Below are 25355 nucleotides of genomic sequence, written 5' to 3' on the forward strand. Positions count from 1 at the left end.
TCGTGTCGGCATTCGTTTCCAGATAGGCGTCAATCACGATAAGCGAGCACCAATGAGTAGTTCCTCCCCTGACTCGATTGAATTCCTCTGTAATAGCTGCGGTAAAACGCTGCGGGTAGGCCGTGAAGCGGCTGGTAAGAGAGCCCGTTGCCCGCAGTGCGACAACATGCAAATCGTTCCTGAGAACAGCACCACGAGCAGTTCGGCTCCTCCAAGTCCGAGCCCAGCCGCCGGGGAATCGGGAGTTCCGGAACCATCGACAACGCAACCACCACCGGAAGCTGCTTCTGAAGGTTCGCAATCGGGTGACTTGTTCTCGGGTTCGTCCGAATCGTCGTTAGAACCTCTTTCCAATCAGCCGACGCCTGCTCCGGCGGAACCGTTGCGACCGACCAGCACCACTTTGCAGGGCCATCACTCGGACGACTCTGCGTTCTCCGAAACGCGGGACTTGTTCCAGAGTATCACCGACGAGATCTCGAAGATTTACGTCGGCCAGGAAGAGCTTGTTCTCGGGACACTGGTTGCCCTGTTCAGTGGCGGACACGTGTTGATCGAGAGTGCTCCTGGGCTTGGCAAAACGCTGTTCGTCCGAACGCTGGGTCGCGTGCTGGGTTGTAACTTCGGTCGCGTTCAGTTCACCGCCGACTTGATGCCGTCCGATATTACCGGGGCTCCTTTCTTCGACATGAAGTCGAACGAATTCCGCTTTCGCCCTGGCCCGATCTTCACGCAGCTGCTGTTAGCAGACGAAATCAACCGTTCGCCAGCGAAGACACACGCAGCGCTTTTGGAAGTGATGCAAGAGTTCCGCGTAACGATCGATGGGACCAGCCACAAGATCGATCGCCCGTTTCTGGTGATGGCGACGCAAAACCCAATTGAATCGGAAGGGACGTATAACCTGCCTGAGGCTCAGCTCGATCGCTTTATGTTCAAGCTTAATCTCGACTACCCGAGCGAACTGGAAGAAGCGGAAATCTTGAAGCAGCACAGCCAGCAAGTCGACATCGGCAAGCGGTTGGAAGAAGAGCTTCAAGTGATCACGTCGCCTGAGAACATCCTGGAGGTCACCAAGCAGAATGGCGACGTGCTTGTTGCCGATAAGCTGATCGACTACATCAACCAGATTGTCCGTCTGACGCGAACGTGGCCGCAGTTTCATCTGGGCGCTTCACCTCGTGCCGGCATCACGCTGATGCAAGGGGCACGCACGCTGGCTGCGTTCAATGGACGGGACTACGCCGTGCCGGACGACGTTGTTCAGATCGCTTTGCCGGCATTGCGACATCGTATTGTGCTTTCGGCGGAAGCCGAAGTGGAAGGACATACGGCCGACGAACTACTCACGGAACTGATCCGTACGATCGAGGTGCCGCGTCTGTGATCTCGATGGTGCAAGACTTTTTCGTCGGGCTATGGAACAACGTTCTATCGCAGCCCATGCTTCAGCTCGTCGCGATGGTCGTGCCGTTGGCGATCCTCGCGCGATGGATGCGCACGACACCCACCATCTGGCTGGCGCTGTCGTTTGCAGCGCTGATGCCGGTTCCGGTGATTGGCATCCTGCTTGCCGACGCCGGAAGCATGATGGGACCAATCATCGCATTGATGATGCTCGCCCTGATTGTCGGCATCTTCTCGCTTGTCCAGTTCTTGGCCCATACCCTGAAGTGGGAACGCTTCCAGCTTTCGTTCCCGCCGATTTCTTCCCGGGTATGGCTCGGCATGACTTTCATGTCTCTGCTGGCGATCTGCGTGCTGTTCGCGTTCGCCACCGTTGGCCACTCACTGGTTTGGGTCGCGTGGACTTTAGTCGGCTTGAACCTTTTGATTGTGCTAATCGCCGCGATCGACCTGGCCAGTTTGCCTCGCGCGAAAGACTTTAGCGTCGAGCGAGAAACGACGCGCATTGCTTCGCTTTTGAAGAAGCAAAAGGTGGTACTGACGGTCACGTACAAAGGCCCGCGTTCGCTACACCTTTCCGTCCGAGATGACGTTCCGCAGCAGTTCCAAGCGGTGCCGGAAGAGTTCAATCTGGATGTCGAACCTCGCAGCCGCACGACCGTTCATTACGAAATGGAACCGACGCAGCGTGGCTCGTTTGCCATGGATACTGTCTATATTCAAGTCGACAGCAAGTTGCGATTCTGGAAGAAGATTGTCAAAGTTCCTGCTCATATTGCGATCAGTGTGTATCCCGACATGAAGCAGTTGGCGGAGTATGCTCTGCTTGCTCGCACCAATCGCCTTAGCCTTGTCGGTGTTCGTCGCACACGAAAAGTGGGCCAAGACCACGACTTTGAACGACTTCGCGATTACACCCGGGACGACAACTACAAACACATCGATTGGCGTAGTACGGCCAGACGACGTCGCCTGACGGTTCGCGAATTCCAAACGAGCCAAAGTCAGCGGATCATGTTCATGATCGACTGCGGGCGAATGATGACCAACGAGGCGGACGGAATCAGCCTGCTTGATCACGCCTTCAACGCGATGCTGATGCTCAGCTTCGTGGCGCTGCGGCAAGGCGACTCTGTCGGAGCGATTGCGTTTTCCGACCGCGTTCACAAGTACGTTCCGCCGAAGTCGGGTGCGAACCAGATGAATCATTTGCTGCACGCCAGCTACGATCAGTTTCCGAACTTGGTCGAGTCGCGGTACGACGAAGCGTTCATGCATTTGCGGACCAATTGTCGCAAACGCTCGTTGGTAGTGCTGATCACCAACGTGATCGACGAAGTGAATTCGCATCAAGTCGAGCAGTACCTGACAACGCTCGTGGGGCGACATCTGCCGCTGGGCGTGCTACTGCGTGACCACCGTTTGTTCGACGCGGCCGACAACGAGAAGCCGTATGGACCAGAGCTCTTTAGGGCGGCAGCCGCGGCGGAAATCCTTACGTGGCGGCACCATGTGCTTACCGATTTAAGCCACAAAGGCGTCCTGGCGATGGATGTCTTTCCGGAAGACCTGACGGCGAACCTCGTGAATCAATACCTCGAGATCAAAGCTCGCCACTTGCTGTAAGCTGCTTAGCGATGCATCGTTTGCTGGTCGGCTTGAATGCCTTTGGCGACCGACCAGCCCCGGAAGCCTTTGCCTTGATAGATAGTGACGGCATGCTTTCGATTCGGTCCGACTTCGACTTCCACTTCTTCGATCGGCTCAATGGAATCAAACGCCAAGCGTAGTGGCATCGGCACTTCATGCCCTTGATGAGTCACTAGCAGCATGTCGCGGCCATCAGTGTATGGCGGTCCGCCCCAGACATCGTACTGCGAAAGCGGGAACGTGTTCTCGCCCCACAAGTAAACCTTCGGATGCTGCGGCATGTAGAATGCCAGTTCCGAAGCCACCGCGCGACCGGCGGCAACAATCATCTCTGGCGTTTCAGCGTCTCGTGATTTCAGCCGCTGTCCGACTTCAGTACCGAGTTCTTCCCAGCCTCGCAGACGCACCAAAACATCGACTTTGCTGCCGTTGAGGCTCAATGCTGACAGAACGACTGGCATCGAGTAAGTCCCGACCAGGAAGATCGCTCCGAATGTCGCCGCGTAGCGAAGTCGCCACTCGCCGGCCGAAAGCATCAGCCGCGGCAACTTCACATGTCCCAGCGCCCAAGCGGCGACCAGAATAATGCCAGCCCCAAAAAAGGGTGCCGGCCAATTGAGTTCCAACCGCTGTTTCAGACTCAAGCCTAAAACGAAAAGCATCGGTAGTGCGCTCAAGCAGAGCAAGTATCGCTCGCGGCGTCCCATCTGCCGGAACGCAAGCAGCCCGAAGATCGAAACGGCTCCGTACAAAAAGAACGTTACCGGCGAGATCACTCCGAACAATCCAGCCACGAACTCGAGCGAAATCAGGACACGCCGAAAAACCGAAACCGGCTCGCCTTGGAAATGTTCACTGGTGTGATGAAGCGTGACCCAGTCGTGCTGATAGTTCCAATACAGTACTGGCGTCAGAAACAACAAAGCCCCCAACGCACAAACGTACAACGTCGGACGAATCGCTTCTTGTCGATCTTCCCGGGAAAGCAAGACGAACAGCCCACCGAAGACGAGCATGCCAGCCATCGTTTGTTTCGTCAGCAGACCCAGCCCAATGACGACGGTCGTTGCGACAAGCCACTTCCAGCGATCTTCCCCTTTTTCGAGCAGACGCCAGAAGCAATACATTGCGGCGCTCCAAAAGAAGAGGAACGGAGCGTCGATTGTCATCAACAAGCTCATCGCCACGTTGCCTGGGGTCATCGCCACCAGCATCGTTGCCCAGAAGCCGACTTTGGCATCGTACATTCGACGAGCGAGCAGAAATACAAACGCTAGACTACCGGTGCCCAGCAGCACGGCCGGCAATCGAACCGCGAATTCGTGATCGCCCAGCAGACGCGTTGAAAGGCCGATCAACCAGGCAATCATCGGCGGCTTGCTGAAGTAGCCGTAATCGAGCTGCCGCGACCAATCCCAATAGTAGGCTTCGTCATGCACAAGATCGAAAGGATCAAATGCAAGATAGACCAACCGGAACAACCCCAGCCCCAGTACAAGCCACATAGTGCGGCGCGTCCACAGGGAAGCATCAATCGGATCGGCCGACAGGGCCTCGGTTTGGTCGTTCATAGATCGCTTACTAATTTCGATTCACGCGCCAGACTAACGTCGCACCGATGGCGAAAAGCACCACGTTCGCAATCCAAACCGGTACGGCACCAAACGTTCCGTCACGAGCCGTTTGTTCGCCAATCACCAGCAGCGGATAATACAGCAGCAAGATCGGAAGAAAGCAGGTAAAGAAGGTCGAGACGTTGTCGGATGACTTACGCCAAACGGCGACAGGGATTCCCATACACACAAAGCAGAACACACCAAACCCATTTGCCAGACGGCGTTGCCGTTCCGCTTGCAGGCGGTAAAGTCGTTTCTGATGTTCGTTGTGATGGTATTCGGCGTTTTTGAGTTGTTCCGGGTCAGGATTCTCGCCGAGACTTTCGATGCTCGCCTTCGCTTCATCGATAATCTTCTTCTCGCGATCGATCTGCAGAGGTATCGCCCTGAGCGTCAAGTTGGCGGGGGAAGCACTGTCCTCGTTAATTTCGACCGAGTTCAGATGGTCGAGGTAAATCACACGTTCGTCCGGAAACTCGAACTTTCCTTCATCTCCAAACTCGACCGTTCCGTCACGGCAAATCAGCTGCAAGATGCCTGACTTTGGATCGGTTTGCAGTTCCGCCTCTTCGACTTCCAAATAGATGGAAGGCTGCGAATCGGTCGCGGCGACTTGGAACGTCGGGCTGATCAGCTTCCGGTCACGGACCGCTTTCACGGTAACCGAGAAGCCTGACATCTTAAAGTTACGCTGCGTTCTGAGTACGCCATAGACGGTATCGTCCAGCGATTCGGCCACCACGCGGTGCAAGTTCGGTCGCGACCAAGCAGCGCAAGCGTCGTACATCCAGAACGTAAAAAAGCTTAGAAAGTAGGCCAGCGTCAGCACCGGCCACATCAGTTCCATCGGATTGATGCCGGCCGATTTGATCGCGGTAATCTCGTTACTAGCCGCCATTCGTCCGAAGGTGGTACAAACGGCAAACAGCATGCAGCCAGGAATCGTATACCGCAACATCTCAGGGACGAAGTACGGCAACATATTCAGAATGACATTCGGCGGCAGGCCCTTTTTGAGCCCTTCGTTTACGCCGCCACCAACAGTCATCAGCAGCACGGTGATACCGAGGCAGAGGAGGAAGACCTTGGTGATCTCCCACAGTACATACCTCTGAATCGTTGTCATGAGAACTCTGTGCTAACTTAAGCGGCGGAAGTCTTATGGTTTTCGTCAGGGATCACTTCGCCGCTCTCGTGCGAAAACGGCACCGTATCGGCCGTCTCGAAAGCCTGGGCAGTCGACTGCTTCCAGCCGTACATTCCCACGTACAAAGCGAGGCCGGTAAAGTAGACGATCGCCCCACTCCAAGCAATATCACTCAGGTAATGGCCACCCTCCGCGATGCGCGACAAACCGACACCTGCCCCGCACAACAGCCCACCGGCTAGTACGCACAGCGCTGCCGAGCGGTTCTTTCGTAGCAGTAGAAACGCCGGCAATAGAAAGACGAATCCCATCGAGGCATGCCCACTGGGAAACGATTTCGCCATCTCGTAGGGGCCAATCGACGCGGGGGGAACATATTGATGCGCGCCACCGAAGGCGACCGTATCGCATGGGCGTGGTCGCCCCCAGTTTGGTTTCAGTACCGAATTAATCAGAATGCCAGGTCCAATAATGATTGCTAGCGAGCAGAACAACGCTCCCTTTCGCCAGCTTCTTATGGGTTTCAGTACGAAACTACCGACAAACGCCACGACGCTTGACACGCCGAATAGGATCGCCGGGATCGGACCGTAGTCGTAAATGATGTTGGCCAGCATCGTTTCGCGATAAGGAAACGGGTTCCCTTCCGGCCGAAAGAACTGATGCGTGGTGATCTGATCGAGCGGTGTGAAGTAACACAGCGTCGTGATCGCTAGCAAGCAGACCAGCGGAACGGAAACCATGGCTAGTAATAAGATCGCCAACGAATCTTGGGTTGGCGTCGGTACGTTTGCTCTGGATTGATGCATCGTCGATGAGTCCGCTGCTGGCGGAAAAGGCAGAACCGTTCTGGTGTCTAATTTCTGCATCGACGAAGAAGCCTGAAGGATTGAAACGAATCGGAGCGGAAATCCGAATCGAATCGATGTCGAACGGAAAACTCAAAGGCGATCGCGTGCTAGTACTACCCTAGATTGGACTGCCAATGCAAGACACATCTGCAATCGTGCATTGCTAGCATGCTTACGAGAAAAACTGCGATACGACCAACGCAAGTCCGCCGAGCAAGATCACCACGCCGATTCCGCGCGAGACCTTCGAGGTTGGTTCAATCCAATGACCAATCCAAATTCCGAGTGCCAATAGCAACGTCGCTCCGAGCAATAGCCCGGTAAGAAACGCCAGCGGCAATGAACCCAGTGGTGTCCCGGTACCATGGGCATAGCCATGAAAAACGCCGATCACTGCCGCGACGACGGCGAGCAGGACCTCTGGAAATCTTCGGCCTGAGACAAGCGCCGTGCCGACGACAACCACCGAGATCGCCACGACGGGTTCAACCCATGGAAGCCAGATTCCGCTCCCGCTGAGTCCCGCTCCTGCCATCATGCTGCTTAAGAAAACAAGCGGCACCGCGATGATGGAACCTTTCTCGACATGCACGACTAGCAGTCCGATTGCTAGCGTTGCGAGAAGGTGATCGATCCCAAACCATGGGTGCAACACGCCATCTAAAAAACTGCTGCCTGCTCCGACACCATCCGCGGGGCCTGCGATTGCTTCCGCAACACCGGTCGCCATCATCAGGATGGTGGAAACGATTCGGGCAAGCTTCATGGGGTGCCTTTTTCCGAAGTAAAACGAAGACCACCCATAGTATCGGCTACCTACCACCCAAAAGTTTGCCGACAGCTGCTTGCACGTCATCTTGCCGCATCAAGCTTTCGCCGACGAGGACCGCGTCGACGTCGTTCTTTTGCAGAAGCTGAATATCGTCGTGCGTGAAAATTCCACTTTCGCCGACTAAGACTCGGTCATCCGGAATCTGCTGGCCGATGCGAATCGTATGATGCAAGTCGACTTCAAACGTGCGAAGGTCGCGATTGTTGACGCCGACCAGCTTGGCACCGATGTCGAGCACGCGCGGTACGTTCGACTCTTCGTAAAGCTCGACCAGCGGCGTCATGCCGAGTTCGCAGATCTGATCGTGCAGCGACTTCAGCGAATCGTCGTCGAGGCATTCCGCAATCAACAACACCGCGTCGGCCCCTGCGGCTCGAGCCTCGACGACCTGGTAAGGATCGAGCACGAAGTCCTTCCGCAACACCGGCAGTCCCACCTCTTGGCGAATGGCGATCAAGAAGTCTAAGTGCCCTTGGAAGAACGACTCGTCGGTCAAGCAGCTAATGCACGTCGCTCCAGCCGCTTCGTAATCTTTCGCGATCTGTACCGGATGAAAGTCGGGGCGAATCAGCCCTTTGGACGGACTCGCTTTCTTCACTTCGGCGATCAGCTTCATGGGACCATCCGCCGCGAGAGCTCCGAAGAAATCACGCGGGGCCGGTGAATCGGCCAGGCGAGCTTCGACTTCCGCCAGGGGACGAAGCGACTTCGCCGCGGCAATCTCTTCCCACTTCTTGGCAACAATCTTGTCGAGAACCGTTGGCTCGCTCATGAACACTTCTTACCGCGGATTAATGTCGGAAATGACGGACACCGGTGAACAGCATCGGCAACTTATGTTCGTTGCAGGCGTCGATTACTTCCTGATCTCGCTTCGATCCGCCTGGCTGGATGAACGCTTTCACGCCTGCTTTGGCCGCCGAATGAATCGAATCGGGGAATGGGAAAAACGCGTCGCTGGCCAACACGCTCCCAGGAGCACGCTCGCCTGCTTTCTCAATCGAAATCTGCACCGAGTCGACGCGGCTCATCTGCCCTGCCCCGGCTCCGATCAACGACCGATCCTTGCACAGCACAATGGCGTTCGACTTCACGAAGCGGCAAATCTCCCAGGCAAACAGCAGCTCTTGCTTGGTCGCTTCGTCGACTTCGGTCTCGGTAACCAACTGCCAGGTGCTGGGGTCGTCTTGGGTGAAGTCAGTGTTTTGAACGAGCAAGCCACCTTCGATCCAACGCGACTGAAGTTCAGGACGACTGCCTTCCAAGGCCCCGACTGCCATCAAGCGAACGTTGCTCTTCCACTTCGGCTTCGTGGTAAGGATCTCAACCGCTTCGCTGCTGAAGCTTGGGGCGGCGATCGCTTCGACGAACAATCCTGGCGTCGAAAGGTATTCGGCCGTTGCTGCATCGACTTCACGGTTCATGCCGATCACGCTGCCGAACGCACTAAGCGGATCGCCAAGCATCGCTTTCTCGCATGCCTCGGCCAGGCTCGTTGCCGAGGCCGCACCGCAAGGGTTGTTGTGCTTGATCACCGAAACGGCCGCGTCCGGCAAGCCGCGAGCGATGGCCAACGCGCTGTCGAGATCTAACAAGTTGTTGTACGAAAGCTCTTTCCCGTTGAGCTGCTTCGCGTCGACCAGCGAGGCACCTTGGAACTTCGGCACGGCGTACAACGCCCCTTGCTGATGTGGGTTCTCGCCGTATCGCAGGACCGCTTTCCGCTCGAAGCTTTGTCGCAGCGTTTCGGGGAACGCGTTCTCTTCGTCTTTCTCGAAGTAATTGGCAATCGCCGCGTCGTAGGCGGCCGTGTGGGCAAACGCGGCGGCGGCCAGCTTGCGACGCAGACCGAGGCTGGTCTTGCCGCCGTTTTTCAGTTCCGCGAGGATCTCCGGGTATTGGCACGGCTTGCAGGCGATCGTCGTGAACGCGTGGTTCTTCGCGGCGGCTCGCACAAGGCTAGGTCCGCCGATGTCGATTTGCTCGATCGCCTGGGCGTCGGTCACCCCTTCTTTGGCGATCGTTTCCTCGAACGGATACAAGTTCACCACCACCAGTGGGATGGCAAAGATGCCATGCTCGCCGATCGCGGACATGTCGTCGTCGCGGTCGTGTCGGCACAAGATCCCGCCGAAGATCTTCGGATGAAGCGTCTTCAATCGGCCATCCATCATCTCAGGAAACTGCGTGTACTCGGTGACATCCTTGACCGGAATGCTCGCTTCTTCCAAGTGGCGACGCGTTCCGCCGGTGCTGTAAATGGTGACCCCGGTTTCCACCAACCCCTGGGCAAACTCGGTCAGGCCTTCCTTGTTGCTGACACTGATAATGGCATTTTGAATGACAGGGTCGAGAGACATCGCAGAACCAACCTAAAACTGTATATCGAGAACGGAATACACGCGCGAGAATCAGTTCCCTTTGTAGGCTGGCTCTGGCATCATCGTCAACCACCCGAACACCCCCTCGGCGGGACTCCGAGTCAATTCGTTTGGCTGGTGGAAACCATTCTCAATGGCGTCTGCCCCGCAGTACCCAGGTCGGTTCCTTTTGTCTCTTGAATAACTCTTGATAGACTCATCAAGGATTATACCACGCTGTCCAAGCGTCTTGGACAACTTTCTGGTAAGCTAAGCTTTCTCTTGGGGTTAGCATCCCCTGATCGCCAACTCACGGCGGTTGCCATTAGCCATTTGACAGCCCAGGCTCCTCCAAGTCGTCAAACTTCGTGCAAGGTTGAGCCAGACCACGCGCACACTTGCGCATAATTTATCAATACTTCGCGCAGACTTTGGGCAGAAAACGCGACGCTTGAAAAGGCAAACGATCTCAACGAAAGCAAGGGAAGAAACCGCCGCTTTAATCGATGATCCCTTGCTTCTCCTCCAGCATGTCGCGGACGCTGCGCATGTTCTCGTCGATGCTGAAGAACGCAACGACAACTTCGGCCATCACTCGCAGCACGACAATGTAAATAAACGAGATCGCCAACGAGACGAACGAAACGAAGCCGGCGAAGATCAACGCCATGGTTCCGCCTCCGGCTTGCATCGAAGTCACAAATGTCACCGCCGTTCCTACGAGCCAGCCCAACAGAATGAGCCCTGTCATCAGGAAGAACAAAACTTTGATTACGGCCGGTCCGATCAGCACGTCAAAGTTGAACAGCGAACCGATTCCGCCGGTTCCTTTGCGGCGCGGTCGTGCTCGGCCTGCTTTTGGATCGGTGGCGAAAGGGTTCGCATCGCCATTGTTGGCTTTCCCTTTTGGCGCAGCGACAGCCGCGGGCGCATCCGCTTTGGCTGGCTCTGATTTGGGAGCCGATCCTTTCGACGGCGCCACTTTCGGCGCGGTCACGCTGGGCGTCGCGATCGTGGGCGCGGCAACGCTGGGTGCTTCCTTGGCGACAGGTTCTGCTTTGGGCACTTCGATCGCTGGCGCGGCTGCGGGAGCGGGGCCCTTTTTCGGAGCGGGAGCTCCTTTTTTGCCAGGCTTGCTGCCCCCTTTTTTGGGCGAGACCACCAACGAATCGAGACCGGCTGGAACGTCTGGCGAAGCTTTCGTTGGGGCGACGTTCGGTAAGTTCAATCCCCCTCCGTCGTTGGCCGGAGGGGCCACAGGAATCGCTTCCGGTGGGGAAGCGGACGCAGGCGCGACAGGCGCAGCAATCGGGGCTGGTCCTGCCGATGCAGGGGCAACAGGTTCAGCGGTCGGCGGCGCGACCGGCGTTGCTTCCGGAGGACTCGCCGCGGCGGAATCGCCAAACAATCCCTTAACGGTCGAAGCCGTTACCCAATCTCCACTGCCGCGACGCAGCAAGCTTTCCGGCAGAATTGCCCCACTTCCGGCAAGTTGTTTCAACGTTTTCGAATCAATCGGGCCGACTTCCGGCGCATGGGGATTGAACTTGTAGAAGAATTCGTCGGCCATCGGGTATGATCTTTAAATTGTCAGAAGAGAAGCGCGCGATGAGTGCAAGGCTTCATAATGTCTTAGTGCGACGGCAAAGTCAAACAGCCCTGTCGTCAGCAAGCATTCTTCGTTTTTCCCACATATTGCCCTGTAGGATGGAAGAGCATTGATGGACGACTTCAGTAAACTCGAACTGCCGGAACCAGATCTTTCCGATCTCAAAACGCGCTACACCGAGATTGCCGAGGGCATCGACGATTTAAATGGCAACGATGGTCGCGGCGAAGCGCTGTTTCACTTGATCGAACAGTGGGACGAGATCCGTCGCGAGATCGATTCGTGGTGCAACTTGACGGAGATCCGTTTCAATCAAGACACCAAGAACCCCGCCTATAAAGCGGCCATGGATCGGCTCGACGAGATCCATCCCAAGCTGACCGATCTGGACGTCACCATCAAAAAGCTGCTGCTGGTCGATCATCGTAAAGCGAAGATTGTCGAGCGATACGGAGCCCAAGCCACCGAGTTGTGGCAATGCCAGGTGAACGCCTTCGATCCTGCCGTCGAGCAAGACTTAGTCGAAGAAGCCAAACTGGTCTCGAAGTACAACGAACTGTTGGCCAGCGCAACGTTCACCTTCCAAGGCAAAGAGACCAATCTATCCGGCATCACCGAGTATGCCGAGGACAACGACCGGACCGTCCGCTACGACGCACTTTCCACCATGTGGGGCTGGTTCGCCGAGAACAGCGACGCGCTCGACGAGATCTACGACAAGATGGTCCAACTCCGCGATCGGATCGCCAAGAAGCTGAAGTACGACAACTTCGTACAGCTTGCCTATCAGCGGATGTCACGCGTCGATTACACCGAGCAAGACGTCCAGCAGTATCGTCAGGAAGTGATCGACAAGATTGTCCCGCTGTGTACTGAGATCCGCAAACGGCAAGGCGAAACGCTCCAACTCGATCCGCTGATGTACTGGGACGAAGCGGTTCACGACGCCGCAGGCAATCCTCGTCCGCAAGGATCGTACGAGCATCAAATTGAACAAGCTCAAGCGATGTTCGACGGCATGTCGCCGCAGTTGGGCGAGTTCTTCCAGCTGATGCGCGACAAGAACCTGATGGACTTGAAGAACCGGCCTGGCAAAGCAGGCGGCGGCTTCTGTGCGAGCCTGCTGCAACAGCGCGTCCCGTTCATCTTCGCCAATTTCAATGGCACGCTGGGGGACGTGGAAGTCTTCACGCACGAGATCGGCCATGCGTATCAGTGCTATTCGAGCATGTCGCAGCCGCTGACCGATATTGTGTGGCCGACGATGGAATCGTGCGAGATCCACTCGATGAGTCTCGAGTATCTTTGCTGGCCGCACATGGAGAAGTTCTTCGGCGACGCGGCCGATCGATTCCGCCGCATCCATTTGACGTCGCGGCTGTTGTTCCTGCCGTATGGCGTGGCGATCGATCATTACCAGCACGAAGTCTACAACCAGCCAGGCCTTTCGCCGAAAGAACGAAACGCCAAGTGGCGAGAGTTGGAAGAACTGTACCTTCCGCACATGCAGTTTGGTGATTTGCCTCACTTGCCCGAAGGGGGACGCTGGCAGAAGCAGCGACACGTTTACATGTCGCCGTTCTATTACATCGACTACACGTTGGCGCAGTGCTGTGCTCTGCAGTTCTGGGTTCGCTCGCAGCAGAACTTCGACCAAGCGGTCGAAGACTATCAGGCGCTGTGTGCTCGGGGCGGAACGCTTCCGTTCCAAGAGCTTGCCCGAAGTGCCGACTTGAAGAGCCCTTTCACCAAGGGTTGTTTGACCGACGTGGCCGCCGAAGCGAGCAAGTTCCTGGGATTGTAAATGACCGCCACTGCTTCTTCCCATCCAAGCGACGCAACCAAAGCGGCCGTGTTGACGCCTCCGGCTCGAGGTGCGATTGCGACCGTTTCCGTGCAAGGACCGCAAGCGGTTGCGTGCACCGATCGTTACTTTCAAAGCCTCGGCAAGCTTCGCCTGGCAGATGCCCCCGTCGGCAAGATCCTCGTCGGGCATTGGCAGGAAGCGAGCGAAGAGCTGGGAGAAGAGTTGGTTGTCGGCAAAGTGGCGGCGGATGAAGTCGAGATCCACTGCCATGGCGGGATTCAGGCCAGTGCTCGGATTTTGAAGCACTTGGAAGCGGCCGGCTGCGTTGTTCAGTCTTGGCAAGAGCGAACCACCGCAGACGCCGCCGATGCGATGGTGGCCGAAGCACTGCAGGAGCTTCCCCAAGCGGCCACGGCCCAGGCAGCCCTGCATCTGCTGGATCAGGCCCAAGGGGCGTTGTCCGGCACGGTGAGCGAAATTCATACGCGGTTGCAGGAAGCGAATTTCGAAGTTGCCGCCGGGCTGGTCGAATCGCTTTTATCGCTGGCAAGCTTTGGGAAGCATTTAACGACCCCTTGGTCGATTGTTTTGGCCGGGCCACCCAACGTTGGCAAAAGCAGCTTGTTGAACAAGATAGTCGGCTACGATCGCGCCATCGTGCTCGACATGCCAGGGACGACGCGCGATGTACTGCACGCGACGACTGCGCTGGATGGCTGGCCGGTGCAGTTTTCGGATACGGCCGGGATTCGTGTTTCGGACGATGCCTTGGAGCAAACCGGCATTGCCAAAGCAAAAGCGGCGCTGAAGCTGGCCGACTTGGTGGTCGTGCTGCATGATGCGGCCGATCTTCGCCCTGACGAACTGGACGAGTCGCTCCAGGAATTGCCTTCGGCACTGCATGTGGTGAACAAGATCGACTTGGCCGAAAACGTGACGCTGCCGAATTCGGAAGAGATGCTGGCGACCAGCGCCGTCACCGGAGAAGGCGTTCCGGAGTTAATCTCGTCGATCGTGCGACACTTGATTCCAACCGTCCCACACGACGGTGCGGCGATTCCGTTTACCGACCGGCAGATCGAACATCTGCAGCAACTGCGGGAAGCGATAGCCGCAGCCGATCAAGCGGCCGCCGAAGCGACGATTCGAAAGTTAATCGACCGATGAACGAACATGACCGCGCGAAGTACCAAGACGCCACCCCGCCGAGTCCGGAACCGCACGAAGCGAGCGACGACGTGATTGTCAGCGACGATACGCGGCGCGAGAATCGCATTCCGCCGGGACAATCGCGGACCAAGAAATGGCCGGTGCTGCATGCATCGACGGTACCCGAGGTCGCCAAAGAGGAGTGGTCGCTCAAGATCTTCGGCTTGGTCCAGCGGGAGTTAACGTTCACGTGGAACGAGTTCCAGGCCCTGCCCCGCGTGAAGGTGTTCGCCGATTTTCATTGCGTGACGCAGTGGTCGCGACTGGGCAACTTGTGGGAAGGCGTTTCGACGCGTTACTTGCTGGAGCAAGCGGGCATTCAGCCGGAAGCGAAGTACGTGATTTGCCACGCGTACGACAACGGCTGGACGACGAACTTGCCGCTGGAGGCTTTCTTAAACGAAGACTCGCTGCTGGCCGACACTCACGACGGCATGGAGATCAACGCCGAGCATGGCGGCCCTGTCCGCGGCATGGTGCCGAAGCTGTACGCTTGGAAGAGTGCCAAGTGGATCCGCGCGATCGAACTGAGCGCGACCGACAAGCCAGGCTTCTGGGAACAAAGCGGCTACCACAACGTGGGCGATCCGTGGCAGGAACAACGCTTCGGCAGCGACCAGATGCCCTCCGGCTGGACCGGTGAACCGGACGGGATTTGATCGCACGGTTCCGTAGAAGCTTCCTGGGCTCCCCGAAGACGGAGGACAGTGTTCGTTAGGTCTCTTCGGCTCGTTTGGCGAAGAGCAGCGCGGTGGCGAAGCCGAGTGGGTCGCCTTGTTCTTTGGAATGCTCGGCGAGGCGTTCGAAGTTACCGGCGTTCTGACTGAGCTCGATCAAGCTGGGAGCGACGCCGATGGTATGAATGCCTGGCGGAATCATCTTCAGCGCGGTATCGAGCGCTTCGTCGTGACGGCCGAGCCGGGATAGCAGTTCGATGTAGATCTCGATCGCCAACGAACCTTCGCGGCGAATGTCGGAGGCTTCCGCTTTCTCGCGGAAGTAAGCGATCCCGGCCTCGGTTTCTTCGCCCAAGAGGGTTTGGAAATAAACTTGGTGGCTGGGATAAAGCTCGGTGAACGGCGGGGACTGTTCGTACTGAAACGCCGGATCGAGCCGCGAGCCGTAGTCGACCAGCTGCAACGCTTTGCGAAGATGGGCTTCGTCGTGCAGGACTCGGGCAAAGCGAACCGTCGCGGCCAGATGGCTCGTGTCGATATGGTAGGCGGAATTCGCAAACAGCCAATCACGCGGAGCGATGATCTCGCTGAGAGTCTTCTCTTGCGGGTCGGTTCCTTCCTGATGCGAAATGTCGGCGCTGACGGTTCCCATCAGTTCGTCGTAAACATGATCCAGCAGCAGCGCGGCGAGCGGCTGTTGCGCGGCCGGCGGCATCCCGGCGATTTGCTGTTCGTAGGTGGTTACCGCGTTGCATGTGCCGTAATGTTCCAGCATCCACTGAAAACCGATCTCGGGCGCGACCCCTTCGTACAGGGCGACTTCGATCAAGTCTTCCAGGTTCTCTTCGTCGACTTCCACTTCTTTCAGCGCGGCAATGACAGGCGCCTTGTCGCCGACGGGACGAAGGTAGTACCACCCTTCGCGAATCTGTCCGGCATCCAGCAGCAAGCGGCCGACTTCGTCGCATGCTTCGACGAGGGCGTCTTCCAGGAAGCTGCGTTGCTCTTCGGTAAGTTCTTCCGAAACGCCAGGAAACAGCAGTGGCAATCCGAGCTTGGCACGCGCGCGAAGCTTGTACATCTCGAACAGCTGGAAGTGCTGCTTCTCTTGGCGGAAATGCTCGATCATCTTTTCGATCGCCGCCAGGCTACCGGCTTCTTGAATATGCTGTCGGAACTGATCGAAGACTTCCTGCGACACCGCTTAGAACCCCATCGAAAACATTACGAAACGGTCAAATACTGATACCGTCATCGTAACAGGGACGCGCGGCGATGAATAGCAACGCCCCCCAGCTTAGAACTCGATCTGCTGCCCATCCAAGGAGATATCGGTGTTCTCCATGCTCTTAAGCATCTCGCGGACCTGGCCCAAAGTGGCCGATTCGAGGATGCCGGAATCGAGAATGCTGGCCAGCTTTTCCGGGTCGTTCAAGCCAGGATCGTTGTCGAGCTGGTGGACCCAACGCAAACAATTTCCACGGCTGATCACCCCGACAGGACGTGTATCGCTGACGATAATCACGCGGCGAATGGCGGCCTGGGAAAGGTATTCATAGATATGAATGGCTGGTTCGTTTTCGTCGAATCGAACGACATCTCGCAGCATGATCTCTGCGACCAACGTTCTTCCGGCGTCTGGCTGGCGGAACGCTTGCATCAAGTCTTTTTCCGAAATCACCCCAACCAGGTTCCCTTCGCCATCAATCACCGGAGCGGAATTGAAGCGATGCTTCAGCAGCAATTGGGCGGCGGTCGAAGCGGTGTCGGTTTCCAGCACCGTCATGATCGGTGTCGTCATGATCTTGGAAGCGGACAGATGCTCGAGGCGTTCGCGAACTTGATCGTCCGAAGTCATCGCCCCGGCCGATTCCTGGCAATGACGCAAACAAATGACATGACGCTTGCCGGAACGCTTGGCGACTTTCAATGCGATTTCAGCATTGTCGATCAAGGCTTCGAGATTCGGGACGTTGTTATCTCGCTGGGCCACGCCCATGCTGACGGTAAAACCTATCTCGCGACCGCCGGCCTCGATCCTGATTTTGTCGACCAGCATTTCAATTCGCTTGGCAGTACGAAACGCATTGATCTCGGCACACTCTGGCAAGACCAGCAGCAAGCGATCGCAGTCGAGCCGACAGAAGTAGTCGACGTTGCGGCCTTCGCTGGCGATGGTGCGTGCGAGTTGCTGGATCAAGCGATCCCCTACCTCGACGCCATGCTCTTGATTGATCGTGCTGAAGTCGTCGATATCGATCAATACGCACGAGATCGGCAGATGATAGTTTCGGGCACGCATCCATTCGCGTTTGAGCTGATCGTTCAAATAGCGAAGCGTGGCCAGTCCGGTCAGTGGGTCGTTTCGTTCGATCGTCCGCAGGTGGTTTTCCAGTTCGATGACTCGTCCGGCCGAATTGATTCTGGCCAGCAGTTCTTCGCGGCTGATCGTGTGCGAGATGACGTCGTCGATGCCTAGGCGATACGCATGCGATGGTTCTCGCAGCGAGCCTTCGTCGGCCAAGACCATCGTGTAGACGTACTCGGGCAAATGCTCTTCTCGAATCCAATGGAAGAACTTTTCGCCGGTGGCAAGCTCCTTACCCCAGTCGGTCAACACCACCATGGGGCAATTGTCGCGGATCAGCTCTTTGGCGGACACGAAGTCGCTGCACAAGCGAATGTTCATGCCGGCCCCGCGAAGCCATGTCGCAATCAGTTTCAGTGATGTGGAACCATGATCGATGATCACCACATCTTCGTCGCTTAGTTCCGGAGCTTGCTGATGCTTGCCCCAGTGATAGTTCATGCTGAGCGCCGGAGCCCCTGACTGAAAACGCATGTTGGTCCCCTGCTCTTCGCAGAAAGCCACAATGCGGCGGAATGTCCGCTCGAATGCATTCACCACGACAGGATCGAACTGCGTACCGCTGCCGGCGAGAATCTTGTCGCGGGCATCTTCCGGCGTCCACGCATCCTTATAAACGCGCTTGCTCGACAGCGCGTCGTAAACATCGGCCACACTCACAATACGTGCCGCCAAGGGAATGTCCGCTCCGCGCAAGCCTTCCAAATAGCCGTCGCCGTCCCAACGTTCGTGATGGTAGCGAGCGATTTCGGCAGCCATATGAAAGAACGAACCGTTCGGGCTACTGCGAGCCGCTTCATGCAATGTCTCGGCACCGATGAGCACGTGCTGCTTCATGGCGTTAAACTCGACAGGCGTCAACTTGCCAGGCTTCAGGAGAATGGCGTCGGAAATCCCGACTTTGCCAATGTCGTGCAAGGGGCTCGAGCGAAAGAGATCTTGCAGGAAGTAATCGTCGATTTCGTCCTGGTAAGGGCTATCGGCACGCAGCTGCTCGGCAATGATCTGCGAGTAAGCACGCATGCGAACGAGATGTTCGCCGGTTTCGGTATCGCGCGAGTCGGCCAGCTTGGCCAGCGCGAAGACCGCGATATCTTGAGTCGATTGAATGGCCAACGAACGTGTCTCGACAATCCGTTCGAGTTCGCGGGAATAGCCTTCCAGCTTTCGTTCGGCGGCGGTGGCGCGCATCAGTGCGCTGTGAAGCCGCATCAGCACGTCGATCTTGGCAGTCAGCTCCAGCCGACCGATCGACTTCTCGATGATATCGTCCGCGCCTGCAGCGAATACTTCCAGCCGCTGGGCTTCGTTCAAGCGATTTCCGAAGACCAGCAGTTGGATCTGTCGGTCCGCGAACTCGCGACGAATGGTACGACATATTTCGATCGCCGAGTCATCGTACAAGTGAAAATCGAGCAGGATCAGCTCAGGCTGAAACTTCTCGATCGTCTCACGGACGCGGTTGCCGTTCTCTATTGTATAAAGCTCGTGATGCGCACTTAGGATTTCGCGCAACTTCTTGCGAAGCGCATCAGTGCTTTCGATCACAAGTAACCGATTGTGCATGGCTGCCCACCATACTGCGTGGATGGCCGTTTTCGCGTCTGAGATCTACGCGTCCCCAAACGGCGATTTCCTACCGCAGCTAAATACGTTGCTGGAAAGGTAGGTCGCTAATGAACGTTCGCAAGAGAAGAGACAGACAAGTTCGCGAAAAATGATACCGGTTTTGCCGGAGCCACCTTTCCCCTGCTTTCAGGCCGCGAGCCAATAACCGGCACAACCATTACATGCGGCACTTTGCGCTACGAGAGGGTGCCGCTCAACCGATCTTTCAGGCGTTATCGCTTACGCGGCACAACGCGGTGAAAGTGCAGTTCGACTTCGCCATCCACGACACGACGCAGCCCCTCGACGAGGCATTTCGGTTCGTTCTTTTCCTGGCCGATTTGGATGATCTCTTCGATCTTTGTGCCAGGCTCGACGGAGAAGGTTTCCTGATGGATGATCTGATTGCCGGCATCCAGTTCCGGGACAATAAAGTGACACGTCGCCCCGAATGTGAGCATGCGGACTTCGTTGGCATCGTGGTAAGGACGAATGCCGGGGAAGCTTGGCAGCAGCCCATGATGCAGATTGATGATTCGCCCGCCGGCATATTTCCAGCAGCTGCTTGCCGGCAGCACACGCATGTAGCGAGCGAGCAAGACGTAGTCGACATCGTACTGATCGAGGATTTCGATCATGCGATCGTCGTTGGCTTGCCCGTTTTCGCCCCCGATGCTGTGCCAATCGACGTTGTGGCTTTCCGCGAGCCCTTTGCAGTTATCGCGGTTCCCGATCATAACGGCAGGTACGGCGTTGATATCGCCAGACTGAATGGCATCGAGCACGGCCGAAGCAGGCTCGGGACGATAGGTGGTGCAAATTGCGATGCGAGGACAATCTCGCCGAGCATCGGCCGACCAGACTCGGATGGAAAGCTTTTTCAGCTTGCCGATCTCGGTGAGTGCTGTGCGGAGAGAGTTGTAGAGATCGGCGTCGATATGAATCCGCAGGAACATGGCGAAGACGGCCTCTTCGTCATGGTCGTACATCTGGATTTCGGCAATGTTCGCCCCTAGACCCGTCACATAGTGAATAATCGGATCGGCGAGCCCTACGTTATCGGGTCCAACGGCGGTAATCACAACGAGCATTGCCTGATGCCTTTTCTGGGAAACCCTCGTCGCATTGCGTCGCTTGAGAGTTAGGAACGTGATATGGTTTCGTCGCTTGCCCTTGCTGTTCTCCGCATTAAGGGGAGAGGAGATCAGGTTTTGGCGGCGAAACGTGCGCTATATCCATGTTCGAACATCGACCCGAACTAGGCATTGTAGCACGGGTTTGATACCTTGTCCGAACAAGCGTTACATCTTACCAATGCCACCAAATCGTTGAGGATGGCCAGAAATGATACAAACCAAGGTCCGTCGGGAAGATCTGAAGCCAGGCGAAAACCTGTGCGATCACTGCACTGCGAAGTGTTGTCGCTACTTCGCACTGCCGATCGACACCCCCACGGAGTTCTCGGATTTCGAGTTCATTCGCTGGTACCTATTGCACGATCGGGCCTCGGTATTTCTGGACGAAGGAACGTGGTACTTGCTCGTCCACACGACCTGTAAGCACTTGCAGGACGACCATCGCTGCGGGATCTACGAGACACGCCCGCAGATTTGTCGCGACTACACGACCGATGCCTGCGAGTACGACGACGATTGGTGCTACGAGAAGTACTTTGAAACGCCAGAGCAGATCTGGGAGTACAACGAAGCCACCATGGCTCGGCGCCCAGGGCAAAGCCTCCGCAGCCCCAAACCGCCGGAGCTGCCGATTCTTTCGTAAGGGCGAACGGGCGACAGAATCGAAGACGAGGCTCTTCTTTCGCCCCGTTGGGGCTGAGATGTTGTCGGGAAACCGATTCCAGGGGTTCGCACCCCTGGCTATTATCTGCCGCCCCTTTCGGGGCTTAAGAGCGATCGTTCTTCGCGAACTTACGCTGGTTTCCCTTGTCCCTACTTTACTTTCAAACCATCCCGAACCTGACCCAAATCTCATGGCGAATAAGAAGAAGATCCAACCTCGTACGCTCAAAGGCTTTCGCGACTATCTGCCGGACGCGATGATGCCGCGGGAAGAGTTGGTCAACACGGCGCGACGCGTTTATCGTTCGTACGGCTTCGCTCCGATCGATACGCCAACGTTGGAATATGCCGAGATTTTGCTGGGTAAGGGAAGCGACGAGACGGACCGGCAGATGTACCGTTTCCAGGATCATGGCAAACGAGACGTCGGGATGCGTTTCGACTTGACGGTGCCGCTGGCTCGGTTTGCCGCTCAACACATTGGCGAACTAGGCACGCCATTCAAACGGTATCACATTGCGACGGTTTGGCGCGGCGAAAACACCCAGCGTGGTCGTTACCGCGAGTTCATGCAGTGCGACTTCGACACGATCGGCACCAAGAGCATCGTTTCCGATATCGAAACGGCGTTGGTCATACATGACTTGATGCTGGCGATCGGCTTCGATTCGTTTACCGTTCGCGTCAACAATCGCCAGGTTCTTTCTGGCTTGCTGGAAAAGCTGGACTTGGCCGAGAAGTCGACCGAGATCCTCCGCGCACTCGACAAGCTGGCCAAGATCGGTGCCGAAAAGGTTTCCGCCGAAATGCAAGAGACGGCCGGCGCTTCGGCCGAACAAGCGGCCCAAGTTTTGAAGCTGGCCGAAATCGGCGGCACGACCGACGACGTTTTGTCCGCATTGGATAGCTTGATTGCTGGCAGCGAGAAAGGCGAGATCGGCGTCGGGCAACTGCGTGAACTGACCGCAGCCACCGCCGCCGCAGGAGTTCCCGCCGAGCGACTGCAGATCGATGTTTCGATCGCGCGTGGTTTGGACTATTACACCGGAACGATCTTCGAGACGTTCCTGGGCGAGCTGCCCGGCATCGGTAGCGTCTGCAGTGGTGGCCGCTACAACGATCTGGCGAGCCTCTACACCAACCAGGAACTCCCTGGCATTGGAGCCTCGCTGGGGCTCGATCGCCTCTTGGCGGCCATGGAAGAGCTCGGCAAGATCGAAGCACGAACGACGCCTGCCGAGGTGTTTCTGCCGTACTTCGATGCCAATAGCCTTCAGGAATATCTGAAGATCGCCGCGACGCTGCGGGGTGCCGGCTTCAACGTCGAGCTCTACCCGGAAGCAAAGAAGTTGGGTCAGCAGCTAAAGTATGCCGACCGCCGTGGGTTCAAAGTTGCCGTCGTCGCCGGCGACCGCGAACTGGCCGAAAACAAGTGTCAGGTCAAGGATCTGAAGACCGGAGACACGACCGACGCCAGTCTTGCGGGGGGTGCCGAGGAATTGATTGCGGGTATTTCGAAAATTCTGCGGCCCACCGCATAACCCCCGTGACAAGGTGTTGTCACCCCTAGTTGCGATATTGAAGCCATCGAAGGAGACCCGGCTTCTTACCTCGCAACTTTCCGAGGGCAACACCGATGACGATCCGCACCAACCATTACGAAGTCGCGCTCGAGGCATTCCTGCGCGACGAGAAAATCCCCTACATCGCCGTCGACGAGCGGCGTCGTTCGCTGTACGGGGCTGGCTCGCTGAAGAATCTCGACTTCATCGCTACCCCCAGCGGCAGCGAAATGTCGTGGCTCATCGACGTCAAAGGGCGCCGTTTCCCTTCCGGACGAAAGAACCGTTACTGGAAGAACTGGACGACCACCGACGATCTGCAAAGCCTCTCGCAGTGGCAACGGTTGTTGGGACCGCAGTTTCGCGGAATGCTAGTCTTCGTCTACGAAGTGATCGGCGACATGGCTCCTGTCTCGGAAGATCTGCTCTTCCCACACGATGACCGGCTGTACGCATTCATTGGCGTGCGACTCGACTTGTACGTCGCTTGGGCACGGAAGATCTCGCCGCGTTGGAAAACCATGTCGATGCCGACCAAAGCGTTCCGGCAGCTCGGCGAACCGCTGCAAGTGACCCTGCGGACTCCGATTGTCTCAGGAGGCGACTTCGACCGACGCCGGGCCAGCGAATCGATGCCGGCCATTGCTTGAAGAGATCGAGGCCACCCCAAGGATGGCCCTCCTCCGAAGTAGCTTAGGCTATTTGCGTTGGCTCATTTCATGAACCATGTCGACCAAAGCTCGGGCATTATCGACGGGTGTTTGCTGCATCACGCCGTGGCCCAGGTTGAAGATATGACCTGGGCGTCCGGCAGCTTGATCGAGCACTTCCTTCGCCCGGCGGCGTAGTTCCATTTGATCAGCCAGCAGCGAAACCGGATCGAGGTTTCCTTGAACGGCGATGTTGTGCCCGACCGTTTCCCAGGCCACGTCCAAGCGAATTCGCCAATCGACACCGACAACCGCTGCGCCCGACTCGGCCAGCATCGGTAGCAGCGCGGGGTTCCCTGTGGCGAAGTTAATGACCGGAACGCCTGGCGCAATTTGCGCGACGATGTCCTTCACGTACGGCAGTACGTATCGCCGGTAATCGTCCGGCCCCAACGCCCCAGCCCACGAATCGAACAGCTGCACGGCTTGGGCACCCGCAGCGATTTGGGCATTCAAGTAACGCGAGATCGCGCGGACAAAGCGTTCCATCAGTTCTCGCCAGGCGCCAGGATCGCGGAACATGAGGGTCTTGGTGTTCACGTAATCGCGGCTGCCACCCCCTTCAATCGCGTAGCTGGCCAGCGTGAATGGTGCCCCAGCGAAGCCGATTAGCGGCATGTCGGCCGGCAAGTCGGCTCGCGTTTGCTTGACCGTTTCCATGACGTAATGCAGCGAGTCGGTGCTTTCCAATTCCAGCACACGATCGACGTCGGCCGCCTCGCGAATCGGATTGTGGATGACCGGTCCTTCTCCCTTGGCGAACTCCAAGTCGAGGCCCATCGGCTGCAAAATCGGCAACAGATCAGAAAAGATGATCGCCGCATCGACGCCCAGCTTTTCGACCGCCGTGCACATCACTTCGCTGCAGAGCTGAGGATTCGCACACAGTTCCAGGAAGCTAGTCTTCGCGCGGACTTCGCGATATTCCTTCATGTATCGACCGGCCTGACGCATGAGCCAGACGGGGGTGAAGTCGGTGGGCTCGCGGCGGCACGCTTTGAGAAACTCGCTGTTGTACCAAGGGGCTTCCTTGTTCAATGCGGCTTTGGTCGATTCCTGCAGCACCGCACGAATCTGACGTTTACGAACGAGGATGTCTTGCGAACGTTCGGCCGCCGAGGCAACCAGCGGTCCCATCTTGGGATGTTCCGGCTCAACATCGACAGGGTAACCGAGATCGCGCAGTCGTTCGCTCATCGTCGGACCGACGCTGCAGATGACTGTTCCGCGGAGTGCCGACGAGAACGCTTCCAACTGTCCCTGACGTTCGGCCAATTTCAGCACATGGTTCAACTGGTTGGCGGACGTGAACAGCGAGACGTCGATCTTGCCGTCGATCATCTTCTGAATGTTGGCGGCCAGTGGTCCGATGTCTTCCGGTAAATCCCAGTCGTACACATGCAGCGTTTCGACATGGGCCCCGCGTGCTTCCAGCCCAGCCACTAAGCTGGCGTTGGTTACGCCGTACTCTTGTACCACCAATGTTTGATTGGCGATGTGGATCTCGGTGTCGATCGTCTGCAGAATCTCGCGCCAGGTGTTCGGTTCCGGCACTTTGATGGTCGGCGTCAGTTTGACTTCCCGCATCGCCGCAACCGGCTTCGGACCACGACAGATGGTGGTGATATCGGAAAGCGCCTCGAGGAACTGCTTTTGATCCACTTTGCGATCGATTGCCGCCAACAGGTGGTTAAAGCCAACCCCCGTCATGAAAATGACGATGTCGACTTGCCCCGTAATGACTCGATTGGCGAAATCGATGGCCGGTTGATTATCGTCGAGCGGGACTTCTCGCATCGAAGGGCTGACGTGCGGCACCCCCCCGAACTTCTCGATCATCATCCCCATCTCTTTGCCGCGTCGGCTTTCAAAAGAAGCGACGTTGAGGCCTGCAAAGTTTTTTCCGTTTTCTGGCATGAAAAGTAACCGCTTATTGTTTGGGGGGAGTTTTCAGTTTTCGATGTTCCGTTTTCAGTAAGAAAGGGGATTCGGAGTATGCAATCACTCGTCACTCTTCGTTCCTGCTGGAAACGGAACACCGAAAACCGAACACTCCCCTCCCATTTCATTGACCGGGTTGAATTCAATTCCTACGATGATGATTGTGCAGTGTACACCACCGCTTGCGGCGTAACTGCCATGC

19 protein-coding genes are annotated in these 25355 nt (G+C 56.8%); 8 read left to right on the forward strand and 11 right to left on the reverse strand.

The window, feature by feature from the left end; genetic code table 11:
• Positions 1-52 precede the first annotated feature (52 nt).
• Positions 53-1387 (forward strand): MoxR family ATPase, encoded by a 1335-nt coding sequence (locus LA756_RS16785; protein WP_224435874.1) that lies wholly within the window; start codon positions 53-55, stop codon positions 1385-1387.
• 5 nt (positions 1388-1392) lie between these two features.
• Positions 1393-3033, forward strand: coding sequence for a DUF58 domain-containing protein (locus LA756_RS16790; protein ID WP_224440400.1), 1641 nt, complete (start codon positions 1393-1395; stop codon positions 3031-3033).
• A gap of 5 nt (positions 3034-3038) precedes the next feature.
• On the opposite strand, the gene LA756_RS16795 is transcribed toward LA756_RS16790, so the two are convergent.
• The 7 genes from LA756_RS16795 to LA756_RS16825 form a co-directional block, all read right to left on the reverse strand.
• Positions 3039-4628, reverse strand: a complete 1590-nt coding sequence (locus LA756_RS16795; RefSeq protein ID WP_224435875.1) for a glycosyltransferase family 39 protein — start codon at positions 4626-4628, stop codon at positions 3039-3041.
• A 10-nt stretch (positions 4629-4638) separates the two neighbouring features.
• Positions 4639-5799: an LptF/LptG family permease gene (locus LA756_RS16800; protein ID WP_224435876.1), complete on the reverse strand. Its 1161-nt coding sequence runs from the start codon at positions 5797-5799 to the stop codon at positions 4639-4641.
• Positions 5800-5816: 17 nt separating this feature from the next.
• The gene (locus LA756_RS16805; RefSeq protein ID WP_224435877.1) at positions 5817-6629 is read right to left on the reverse strand and encodes a phosphatase PAP2 family protein; all 813 of its coding nucleotides are present in this window, start codon (positions 6627-6629) and stop codon (positions 5817-5819) included.
• A 214-nt stretch (positions 6630-6843) separates the two neighbouring features.
• Positions 6844-7437 carry a HupE/UreJ family protein gene (locus tag LA756_RS16810; protein ID WP_224435878.1) on the reverse strand — a complete coding sequence of 198 codons (594 nt, stop codon included), beginning with the start codon at positions 7435-7437 and terminating at the stop codon, positions 6844-6846.
• A 46-nt stretch (positions 7438-7483) separates the two neighbouring features.
• Positions 7484-8275 carry an indole-3-glycerol phosphate synthase TrpC gene (gene trpC, locus LA756_RS16815; RefSeq protein WP_224435879.1) on the reverse strand — a complete coding sequence of 264 codons (792 nt, stop codon included), beginning with the start codon at positions 8273-8275 and terminating at the stop codon, positions 7484-7486.
• 19 nt (positions 8276-8294) lie between these two features.
• Positions 8295-9863, reverse strand: coding sequence for a bifunctional phosphoribosylaminoimidazolecarboxamide formyltransferase/IMP cyclohydrolase (gene purH / locus LA756_RS16820; RefSeq protein WP_224435880.1), 1569 nt, complete (start codon positions 9861-9863; stop codon positions 8295-8297).
• Between the two features lie 499 nt (positions 9864-10362).
• A complete protein-coding gene (locus LA756_RS16825; RefSeq protein WP_224435881.1) occupies positions 10363-11433 on the reverse strand; it encodes a DUF4282 domain-containing protein in 1071 nt (356 codons plus the stop codon).
• Positions 11434-11584: 151 nt separating this feature from the next.
• Between LA756_RS16825 and LA756_RS16830 the strand changes: the two genes are divergently transcribed.
• Genes LA756_RS16830 through LA756_RS16840 form a run of 3 tightly spaced genes read left to right on the forward strand, consistent with a single transcriptional unit; the run spans position 11585 to position 15147 of the window.
• Positions 11585-13276: a M3 family oligoendopeptidase gene (locus tag LA756_RS16830; protein ID WP_224435882.1), complete on the forward strand. Its 1692-nt coding sequence runs from the start codon at positions 11585-11587 to the stop codon at positions 13274-13276.
• Positions 13277-14446: a GTPase gene (locus LA756_RS16835; protein ID WP_224435883.1), complete on the forward strand. Its 1170-nt coding sequence runs from the start codon at positions 13277-13279 to the stop codon at positions 14444-14446.
• The gene (locus LA756_RS16840; protein WP_224435884.1) at positions 14443-15147 is read left to right on the forward strand and encodes a sulfite oxidase-like oxidoreductase; all 705 of its coding nucleotides are present in this window, start codon (positions 14443-14445) and stop codon (positions 15145-15147) included. Before LA756_RS16835 ends, LA756_RS16840 begins: the two co-directional genes overlap by 4 nt.
• A 55-nt stretch (positions 15148-15202) precedes the next feature.
• Here the strand turns inward: LA756_RS16840 and LA756_RS16845 are convergent, their stop codons facing one another.
• The 3 genes from LA756_RS16845 to LA756_RS16855 form a co-directional block, all read right to left on the reverse strand.
• Entirely contained in the window at positions 15203-16366 is a 1164-nt protein-coding gene (locus tag LA756_RS16845) for a hypothetical protein (protein WP_224435885.1), read from the reverse strand.
• A gap of 96 nt (positions 16367-16462) precedes the next feature.
• Positions 16463-19099: a diguanylate cyclase gene (locus LA756_RS16850; protein WP_224435886.1), complete on the reverse strand. Its 2637-nt coding sequence runs from the start codon at positions 19097-19099 to the stop codon at positions 16463-16465.
• A gap of 275 nt (positions 19100-19374) precedes the next feature.
• Positions 19375-20232, reverse strand: a complete 858-nt coding sequence (locus LA756_RS16855) for a formyltransferase family protein (RefSeq protein WP_224435887.1) — start codon at positions 20230-20232, stop codon at positions 19375-19377.
• Positions 20233-20485: 253 nt separating this feature from the next.
• On the opposite strand from LA756_RS16855, the gene LA756_RS16860 reads away from it, so the two are divergent.
• The 3 genes from LA756_RS16860 (at position 20486) to LA756_RS16870 (ending at position 23152) form a co-directional block, all read left to right on the forward strand.
• Entirely contained in the window at positions 20486-20920 is a 435-nt protein-coding gene (locus tag LA756_RS16860; protein WP_224435888.1) for a YkgJ family cysteine cluster protein, read from the forward strand.
• A gap of 211 nt (positions 20921-21131) precedes the next feature.
• Positions 21132-22481 carry a histidine--tRNA ligase gene (gene hisS / locus LA756_RS16865; protein ID WP_224435889.1) on the forward strand — a complete coding sequence of 450 codons (1350 nt, stop codon included), beginning with the start codon at positions 21132-21134 and terminating at the stop codon, positions 22479-22481.
• 95 nt (positions 22482-22576) lie between these two features.
• Complete coding sequence (locus tag LA756_RS16870; protein WP_224435890.1) at positions 22577-23152, forward strand: HYExAFE family protein; 576 nt, start codon at positions 22577-22579, stop codon at positions 23150-23152.
• Positions 23153-23200: 48 nt separating this feature from the next.
• On the opposite strand, the gene hemE is transcribed toward LA756_RS16870, so the two are convergent.
• Positions 23201-25129, reverse strand: a complete 1929-nt coding sequence (gene hemE / locus LA756_RS16875; RefSeq protein WP_224435891.1) for a uroporphyrinogen decarboxylase — start codon at positions 25127-25129, stop codon at positions 23201-23203.
• Between the last annotated feature and the right edge of the window lie 226 nt (positions 25130-25355).

The sequence above is a fragment of the Bremerella sp. TYQ1 genome (genome assembly GCF_020150455.1).
GTDB lineage: Bacteria > Planctomycetota > Planctomycetia > Pirellulales > Pirellulaceae > Bremerella > Bremerella volcania_A.

What these genes read in the sequence shown, in the direction of transcription:
- LA756_RS16785 (WP_224435874.1), top strand. Translation starts at nt 53, where the DNA reads ATGAGTAGTTCCTCCCCTGACTCGATTGAATTCCTCTGTAATAGCTGC.
- LA756_RS16790 (WP_224440400.1), top strand. Translation starts at nt 1,393, where the DNA reads ATGGTGCAAGACTTTTTCGTCGGGCTATGGAACAACGTTCTATCGCAG.
- LA756_RS16795 (WP_224435875.1), bottom strand. Translation starts at nt 4,628, where the DNA reads ATGAACGACCAAACCGAGGCCCTGTCGGCCGATCCGATTGATGCTTCC.
- LA756_RS16800 (WP_224435876.1), bottom strand. Translation starts at nt 5,799, where the DNA reads ATGACAACGATTCAGAGGTATGTACTGTGGGAGATCACCAAGGTCTTC.
- LA756_RS16805 (WP_224435877.1), bottom strand. Translation starts at nt 6,629, where the DNA reads ATGCATCAATCCAGAGCAAACGTACCGACGCCAACCCAAGATTCGTTG.
- LA756_RS16810 (WP_224435878.1), bottom strand. Translation starts at nt 7,437, where the DNA reads ATGAAGCTTGCCCGAATCGTTTCCACCATCCTGATGATGGCGACCGGT.
- trpC (WP_224435879.1), bottom strand. Translation starts at nt 8,275, where the DNA reads ATGAGCGAGCCAACGGTTCTCGACAAGATTGTTGCCAAGAAGTGGGAA.
- purH (WP_224435880.1), bottom strand. Translation starts at nt 9,863, where the DNA reads ATGTCTCTCGACCCTGTCATTCAAAATGCCATTATCAGTGTCAGCAAC.
- LA756_RS16825 (WP_224435881.1), bottom strand. Translation starts at nt 11,433, where the DNA reads ATGGCCGACGAATTCTTCTACAAGTTCAATCCCCATGCGCCGGAAGTC.
- LA756_RS16830 (WP_224435882.1), top strand. Translation starts at nt 11,585, where the DNA reads ATGGACGACTTCAGTAAACTCGAACTGCCGGAACCAGATCTTTCCGAT.
- LA756_RS16835 (WP_224435883.1), top strand. Translation starts at nt 13,277, where the DNA reads ATGACCGCCACTGCTTCTTCCCATCCAAGCGACGCAACCAAAGCGGCC.
- LA756_RS16840 (WP_224435884.1), top strand. Translation starts at nt 14,443, where the DNA reads ATGAACGAACATGACCGCGCGAAGTACCAAGACGCCACCCCGCCGAGT.
- LA756_RS16850 (WP_224435886.1), bottom strand. Translation starts at nt 19,099, where the DNA reads ATGCACAATCGGTTACTTGTGATCGAAAGCACTGATGCGCTTCGCAAG.
- LA756_RS16855 (WP_224435887.1), bottom strand. Translation starts at nt 20,232, where the DNA reads ATGCTCGTTGTGATTACCGCCGTTGGACCCGATAACGTAGGGCTCGCC.
- LA756_RS16860 (WP_224435888.1), top strand. Translation starts at nt 20,486, where the DNA reads ATGATACAAACCAAGGTCCGTCGGGAAGATCTGAAGCCAGGCGAAAAC.
- hisS (WP_224435889.1), top strand. Translation starts at nt 21,132, where the DNA reads ATGGCGAATAAGAAGAAGATCCAACCTCGTACGCTCAAAGGCTTTCGC.
- LA756_RS16870 (WP_224435890.1), top strand. Translation starts at nt 22,577, where the DNA reads ATGACGATCCGCACCAACCATTACGAAGTCGCGCTCGAGGCATTCCTG.
- hemE (WP_224435891.1), bottom strand. Translation starts at nt 25,129, where the DNA reads ATGCCAGAAAACGGAAAAAACTTTGCAGGCCTCAACGTCGCTTCTTTT.